Annotated in this window: 7 protein-coding genes; 5 read left to right on the top strand and 2 right to left on the bottom strand. The window is 70.5% G+C overall.

All coding sequences use genetic code 11. The features are described from left to right. Window positions 1-88: 88 nt before the first annotated feature. Window positions 89-1,114, bottom strand: a complete 1,026-nt coding sequence (locus ACESM1_RS23780) for a tripartite tricarboxylate transporter substrate-binding protein (protein WP_372623705.1) — start codon at window positions 1,112-1,114, stop codon at window positions 89-91. Between the two features lie 87 nt (window positions 1,115-1,201). Here ACESM1_RS23780 and ACESM1_RS23775 point away from each other — a divergent pair, with 87 nt between their 5' ends. Both ACESM1_RS23775 and ACESM1_RS23770 read left to right on the top strand, forming a co-directional pair. After that, complete coding sequence (locus ACESM1_RS23775) at window positions 1,202-1,819, top strand: nuclear transport factor 2 family protein (protein ID WP_372623704.1); 618 nt, start codon at window positions 1,202-1,204, stop codon at window positions 1,817-1,819. Between the two features lie 19 nt (window positions 1,820-1,838). Further along, window positions 1,839-2,399: an NADPH-dependent FMN reductase gene (locus tag ACESM1_RS23770; RefSeq protein ID WP_372623703.1), complete on the top strand. Its 561-nt coding sequence runs from the start codon at window positions 1,839-1,841 to the stop codon at window positions 2,397-2,399. On the opposite strand, the gene ACESM1_RS23765 is transcribed toward ACESM1_RS23770, so the two are convergent. After that, a complete protein-coding gene (locus ACESM1_RS23765) occupies window positions 2,320-3,054 on the bottom strand; it encodes a TetR/AcrR family transcriptional regulator (RefSeq protein ID WP_372623702.1) in 735 nt (244 codons plus the stop codon). The genes ACESM1_RS23770 and ACESM1_RS23765 overlap by 80 nt on opposite strands. A gap of 84 nt (window positions 3,055-3,138) precedes the next feature. Here ACESM1_RS23765 and ACESM1_RS23760 point away from each other — a divergent pair, with 84 nt between their 5' ends. Genes ACESM1_RS23760 through ACESM1_RS23750 form a run of 3 tightly spaced genes read left to right on the top strand, consistent with a single transcriptional unit; the run spans window position 3,139 to window position 6,877 of the window. Beyond that, a complete protein-coding gene (locus ACESM1_RS23760; protein WP_372623701.1) occupies window positions 3,139-4,014 on the top strand; it encodes an FAD binding domain-containing protein in 876 nt (291 codons plus the stop codon). After that, window positions 4,011-4,484, top strand: coding sequence for a (2Fe-2S)-binding protein (locus ACESM1_RS23755; RefSeq protein ID WP_411278379.1), 474 nt, complete (start codon window positions 4,011-4,013; stop codon window positions 4,482-4,484). The genes ACESM1_RS23760 and ACESM1_RS23755 overlap by 4 nt, the downstream gene beginning before the upstream one ends. After that, window positions 4,481-6,877, top strand: a complete 2,397-nt coding sequence (locus ACESM1_RS23750) for a xanthine dehydrogenase family protein molybdopterin-binding subunit (RefSeq protein ID WP_372623700.1) — start codon at window positions 4,481-4,483, stop codon at window positions 6,875-6,877. Before ACESM1_RS23755 ends, ACESM1_RS23750 begins: the two co-directional genes overlap by 4 nt. The last annotated feature ends 23 nt before the right edge of the window (window positions 6,878-6,900 follow it).

The following is a 6,900-nucleotide window of genomic DNA, read 5'->3' as shown; positions in this document are numbered from 1 at the left end:
GCAGGCGGGCACGCCAGGGCGTGAATCGCCGGCTCGAAAGGGCTGGACCCGAGTTGCCCGGACACAGTCCGGGCAACTCGGGTCCAGGCTACTGCCGCTGGATCCCTGCGGACTCGACCAGGCGGCTCCAGCGCGCGATCTCGGCGTGGACCATCGCCTTCACCGCCGCGCGCGACCCGAGCGCGCGCGGCGCCAGGCCGAGCTCGACGAGCCGCGCGCTGATCTCCGGCATCGCGATGACCTTGCGCGTCGCCGCGTCGATGCGCGCCAGAACGCCGTCCGGCGTGCCGGCGGGGGCGGCCAGCGCATACCAGGTGGGGATGTCGAAGTCGGGCTGGTTCAGCAGCTCCGCCACCGTCGGCACGTCCGGCAGGAGCGTGGATCGCTCGCGCGAGGTCACGGCCAGCGGCCGCGCGGCGCCGTCGCGGATCTGGCCGAGCACGGAGGAGATCGGCTCCACCACCACCTGCACCTCGGCATTGCGCAGCCCGACCAGCGCCGCCGGCGTGCCGCGATACGGCACGTGCGTCAGCTTGAAGTTCCCCGCCGCCTGCGTCGCCTCCGCAACCAGGTGCTGCGTGCTGCCGACGCCGACCGTCGCGACGTTCAGCTTCTCCGGCTCGGCTCGCGCGCGGCGCACGAGATCGTTGAAGTCTGCAATCGCATTCGGCGCCGAGGCCGGCCCGGCGAGCAGCACGAGGCCGACCGAGGCGACCATGGAGACCGGGTCGACATCCGCCACCGGGTCATAGGGCAGGCGGCGGTAGAGCGCGGCGGAAACGGCGTAGCCGTTGTTGATCAGCATCAGCGCATGCCCATCCTTCGGCGCGCGCGCGAGCTGTTCGGCGGCGAGCGTGCCGCCGGCGCCGGGCCGGTTCTCCACCACGACGGGCTGGCCGATCTCCGCGGCCATCGCGGGCGCAAGCAGCCGCGCGACGATGTCGGTGGTTCCCCCGGCGCCGAAGCCGAGGATGAAACGGACCGGCCGCTCGGGCCAGGCAGCCTGCGCGGCGGCGCTGCGGCCGGCGAGCGGCGCAAGGGCGGCGGCGCCGAGCAGCGTACGGCGTTCGATTGCGTTGTTCATTTCCTGGTCCTCCAGGGTCGTGCTTCGCATGGGCCCGCCGGCGGCTCAAGCCATGCCTGCTTGACCGTCGCGGCGGCGCGCTCTACCCCCGCGCGCCGAGACGGCGGAGACGATGCGATGACGCCCGACCCCGACATGATCCAGCGCCAGCGCGTGGCGGAGCTCGTGCAGAACTGGGCCGTGTGGCGCGACGCCGGTGATTGGGAGCGCTTCCGCGGCTGCTGGCACGAGGACGGCTTCATGATGGCCACCTGGTGCCAGGCACCGGCCGCCGAGTTCATCGCGGCAAGCGAGGCGGGATGGGCCAAGGGCGTCTCGATCCTGCACTTCCTTGGCGGCATCTCGGTTGACGTCGCCGGGACCCGCGCCATCTCGCAGACGAAGATGACGATCAGCCAGCGCGCCGAGGTGCATGGCGTGCTGGTGGACGTGGTCTGCACCGGCCGCTTCTACGATTTCGTGGAGGAGCGCGGTGGCAGGTGGGGCATCGTCATGCGTCAGCCGATCTACGAGAAGGACCGGATGGACCCCGTGGACCCTGCCGCGCGACTGGAGCTCGACAAGGAGCTGCTGGCGCGCTTCCCGGAAGGCTACCGGCATCTCGCATATCTGCAGACCGGCATCGGCTACGACGTGAAGCGCGACATGCCCGGGCTGAAGGGCGAGCGCGTGCAGGCGCTCTATCGCGCCGGCGCCGCCTGGCTGCGCGGCGAGACGCTTGGCTGGCCGGCTTGACACACAAGGGAGAAGGCGGATGAGCGTCGTCAAGGTCCTCGCGATCTCGGGCAGCTTGCGCAAGGCGTCCTTCAACAGCGCGGCGCTGCGCGCAGCGGTGGAACTGGCGCCGGAGGGCGTGCAGGTCTCGTTGCATGAAGGGCTGCGGGAGATCCCGCCCTATGACGACGACCTGCGCACCGGCAGCGGCTATCCGCCCGCCGTGGCAGCGCTGCGCGCGGCGATCAAGGAGGCCGATGCGCTGCTGGTCGCCAGCCCGGAATACAACTTCTCGATCTCCGGCGTGCTGAAGAATGCGATCGACTGGGTCTCGCGCCCGCCCGAGCAGGCCTTCGACAACAAGCCGGTCGCGATCCTCGGCGCGGCCACCGGCCTGCTCGGCACTGCGCGCTCGCAGTACGAGCTGCGCAAGATCCTCGCTGGCCTCAACGCCCAGCTGCTCAACAAGCCCGAGGTGATGATCAGCCAGGCGGCGACGAAGTTCGATGCGGAAGGCCGGCTCACCGATGAGACGTCGCGCGGGCTGATCGCGGCCCAGCTCGCCGCGCTGCGCGACTGGACGCTGCGCCTGCGCCGCTGACCGGCGGCGAGGGCGGCGCCAGCCCGGCAAGGAACCGCCGCACCGACTGCTCGATCACGGGAGCGGTGTCGTCCGGCGTCGGTAGCTGATAGATGAAGCGGCGGATGCCGAGATAGACGATGCCGCCGTGCAGCGCCCACATCTCCTCCATGTCGGGCGCGCGGTAGGGGCCGGCAGCCGCGATCTCCTCGGCCATCGGCGCCAGCAGGCTGTCTCCGACATGGCTGAGATAGCGCCGGTTCAGCGCTTCGCCCGCGAGGCCCGCCCACATGAAGATGCGCATCCATTCGTAGGTAAAGATCGCTGCCGTGTACTGGCTGTAGAAGCGGCAGAGCCGGTCCGGCAGCGGCATCGTGCGGTCGCGCAGCTCCGCGATCCAGTGTGGCGCGAGGCGCCCGAGGAAGACGCGCTCGAACACCGCCTCGACCAGCTCTGCCTTGCTGGAGAAGTAGCGGTAGAGCAGCGCCTGCGTGACGCCCGCGCGCTGCGCCAGGTCGCGCGTGGTGCCGCCCAGCCCGACCTCGGCGAAGTAGCACACCGCCGCCGCCACGATCTGCTCGCGGCGTGCCTCCGGGTCGAGCCGCCGCGGTGGTCGCACGGTGCCGTCCAAGCCTTCCTCCCGTCCCGCCTGGCTCGCGCGGGCTCTGCTTGACATCGTCTTAGTTTCCGATGATCAGATGATCAACAAGCAAGAGCTCCGGCATGGCACGGGGCATGTCCTTGGGGGGAGCAGCGCCCAATGAAGTGGCCGGCTTTCGCGTATGTGCGGGCCTCGACGCTTGAGGAGCTGTGGCGTGCGCAGGCGCAGCACGGGGAGGATGCGCGCGTCATCGCCGGCGGCCAGACGCTGTTGGCCACGCTGGCTTTCCGGCTGTCCGAGCCCGGCGTGCTGGTGGACATCACGCGCATGGCGGAACTCCGCGGGATCGCCGCGCAGGACGGCGCCCTGCGCATCGGCGCGCTGACGCGCCATGCCGAGCTCGGCCGGCATGAGCTGGTGGCCCGGCACGCGCCGCTGCTGGCGCAGGCGGTCCCGCTGATCGCGCATCCGGCCATCCGCAATCGCGGCACCATCGGCGGCAGCCTCGCCTATGCCGACCCTGCCGCCGAGTTGCCGGCCTGCGTGGTGGCGCTCGATGCAACGCTGGTGCTGGTCTCGTCCGAGGGCGAGCGTCGAATGCCGGCGCGCGACTTCTTCACCGGCCTGTTGCAGACCGCCCTGCGCCCGGGCGAGCTGATCGCCGCAGTGGAGGTGCCGCTCGCCACGCCGGGCAGCCGCAGCGCCATCGTCGAGGTCGCGCGGCGAAGCGGCGACTATGCGATGGCCGGCCTCGCCGTGTCGCTGACGCTGGACGCGCAGGTGCAGGTGTCGGCGGCGCGGCTGGTCTATTTCGGCGTTGGCAACGGCCCGGTACTGGCCGCGCAAGCCTCCGCAGCGCTGACGGGGCGCCCGCTCGGCGCGGAGAGCATCGAGGCGGCCCAGGCGGCGCTCGGTGACGATCTCGATCCTTCGGCCGACCTGCACGGGCCGCCGGAGATGAAGCGGCATCTGGCGCGCGTTCTGACCAGCCGCGCATTGCGCCGCTTCCTGCCCAGGACGGAGCTGGCCGCATGAGCATGCGCGTGGAGATCACGCTCACCGTCAACGGCGAGCGCGTGACGCGCAGCGTCGAGCCGCGGCGGCACCTGGTGGATTTCCTGCGGCTCGATCTCGGCCTCACCGGCTCTCATGCCGGCTGCGAGCACGGCGTCTGCGGTGCCTGCACCGTGCGCGTGGATGGCGAGATCGTGCGCGGCTGCCTGGTGCTGGCCGCGAGCCTGGACGGCGCGGACGTCACCACCATCGAGGGCCTGTCCGACAGCGGCGAGGTGGCGGATCTGCAGGCTGCCTTCGTCGCGCGAAACGCCGCCCAATGCGGCTTCTGCACGCCGGGCATGGTGATGGCCGCGGCAGATATCCTGCGCCATCACCCCGAGGCCGACCGCGCCGCGATCCGCGAGCATCTCTCCGGCAACTACTGCCGCTGCACCGGCTACCAGGCGATCGTGGACGCCGTTGCCCAGACGCTGGAGGCACGGCGTTGAGCGACCTGCCGACCCCGGAGAGCATCGGCCTCTCGCGCGAGGACCTCCCGAATTCCTACATCGGCCGCTCGGTGCCGCGGCCGAACGTGCCGAAGCTGGTGCAGGGCCTCGCCACCTACACCGATGATGTGCTGCTGCCGCGCATGGTCCATGCGGCGTTCCTGCGCTCGCCGCACGCGCATGCGCGGATCGCTGGCGTGGACGCGAGGGCGACGTCGCAGGTGCCGGGCGTGCTGCGTGTCTTCACCGGCGCCGACGTCGCCAAGGTCTGCGACCCCTGGGTGGCGACGCTCGATCACCTGAAGGGCATGAAGTCGGCGCCGCAATACGCGCTGCCCCTGGAGCGCGCGACCTGGCAGGGTGAGCCCGTGGTGGCGGTGATCGCGGAGAGCCGCGCCGCGGCGGAGGATGGCGTCGCCGCGCTCAACGTCGCGTTCGAGCCGCTGCCGGCGCAGCTCGACATGGAGACAGCGCTCGCCCCCGGCGCGGTGCTGATCCATCCCGAGCTTGGCGACAACCTCGCCTTCACCCGCACTGCGGAGAAGGGCGACGTCGCGGCGGCCATCGCGACGGCGCACAAGGTGGTGGAAGCCACCTTCGTCACCGCACGCCACACCGGCGTGACGCTGGAGCCACGCAGCATCCTCGCCGACTACAACCGCGCCGAGGGGACGCTGACCGTGCACCATTCGACGCAGGCGCCGCACATGATGCAGGGCGTCTTCGCGAAGCAGCTGCGCATGGAGGAAGGCCAGGTCCGGGTCATCTGCAAGGATGTCGGCGGCAGCTTCGGCATCAAGGTGCATGTCTATCCGGACGAGGTCGCGGTGGCCGCGATTGCGAAGGTCATGGGCCGGCCGGTAAAGTTCATCGCCGACCGCTTCGAGAGCTTCGTCTCCGACATCCACGCCCGCGACCACCGGCTGAAGGGGCGAATCGCGGTGGATGCCGAGGGGAAGATCCTCGGCTTCGACATCGACGACCTGACCGGCATCGGCCCCTATTCGGTCTATCCGCGGACCAGCGCGGTCGAGGGCAACCAGGTGGTGAACCTCTGTGGCGGGCCCTACGATTTCGCGAACTATCGCTGCACCACCACCGTCGTGCTGCAGAACAAGACGCCCACCTGCCAATACCGTGCCGTGGGGCATCCGATCGCGACCGCCGTCACCGAGGGGCTGGTGGACCTCGCCGCCGAGGCGCTCGGCATGGATCCCATCGAGATCCGCCGTCGCAACCTGATCCGCGACGAGGCCTATCCCTTCACCTCGCCGGCCGGCATGCGCTTCGAGGGGCTGTCGCACCACAAGGCGCTGGACACGCTGCTGGAGATGGTGCCGGTCGCGCGCATCCGCGCCGACCAGGCCGAGCAGCGGAAGAAGGGCGTGCACCGCGGCCTCGGATTCGCCAGCTTCATCGAGCTGACCAATCCTTCGCCCTTTATGTATGGCATCGGCGGTGCGCGCATCTCCGCGCAGGATGGCGCGACCGTGCGCATGGATCCTGATGGCTCCGTCGTCGTGCTCTCCGGCGTGACGGAGCAGGGGCAGGGGACCGAGGGGATCCTGCGTCAGATCGTCGCGCATGGCGTCGGCGTGCCGGTCGAGCGCGTGAGGGTGATTACCGGCGACACCCAGACCACCCCCTATGGCGGCGGCACCTGGGCCTGCCGCGGGGCCGGCATCGGCGGCGAGGCGGCGCTGCAATCGGCGATCGCGCTGAAGCAGCAGATCCTGGCGGTCGCCGGCGCGATGCTGCAGGCCGCGCCGGAGAGCCTCGACATCCGCATGGGCCAGGTGGTGGACAAGGGCAGCGGACGCGAGCGCATGCCGCTCGGCGAACTCGGCCGTATCGTCTACTACCGTGGCGACACGCTGCCGAAGGACCTGCCGCGCGAGTTGGTGCAGACGCGCCACTTCATCACCAAGGACTATCCCTTCGCCTTCACCAACGGCATCCAGGCCAGCTGGGTGGAAGTGGATGCCGAGACCGGGATGGTGACGCTGCTGGAGCATTGGTGCGTCGAGGATTGCGGCCGCGTGGTCAACCCGCTGCTGGTGGACGAGCAGGTGCGCGGCGGAATCGTGCAGGGCCTCGGCGGCGCGCTCTACGAACACTGCGTCTATGACGACCAGGGCAACCTGCTGACCACGACCATGGCCGACTACCTGGTGCCGATGTCGGCGGAGATGCCGGACATGCACATCGGCCATGTCGAGACGCCGACGCGCGAATCCCTGCTTGGCGCAAAAGGCGCGGGCGAGGCCGGCACGGCCGGCGCGCCGGCCGCGCTGATGAATGCGATCAACGACGCGCTGCGCCCGCTCGGCGCCCGCGTAACCGAGCAGCCCTTCACGCCGGCGCGCATCCTGCGCGCGCTGGGGCGGATCTGACACAAGCAGGGAGGAGAAAGCCC

This window comes from Falsiroseomonas sp. (genome assembly GCF_041690465.1).
GTDB lineage: Bacteria > Pseudomonadota > Alphaproteobacteria > Acetobacterales > Acetobacteraceae > Falsiroseomonas.
Note: the sequence above shows the minus strand (reverse complement) of the source record. Positions and strands in the feature narration are given on the sequence as shown.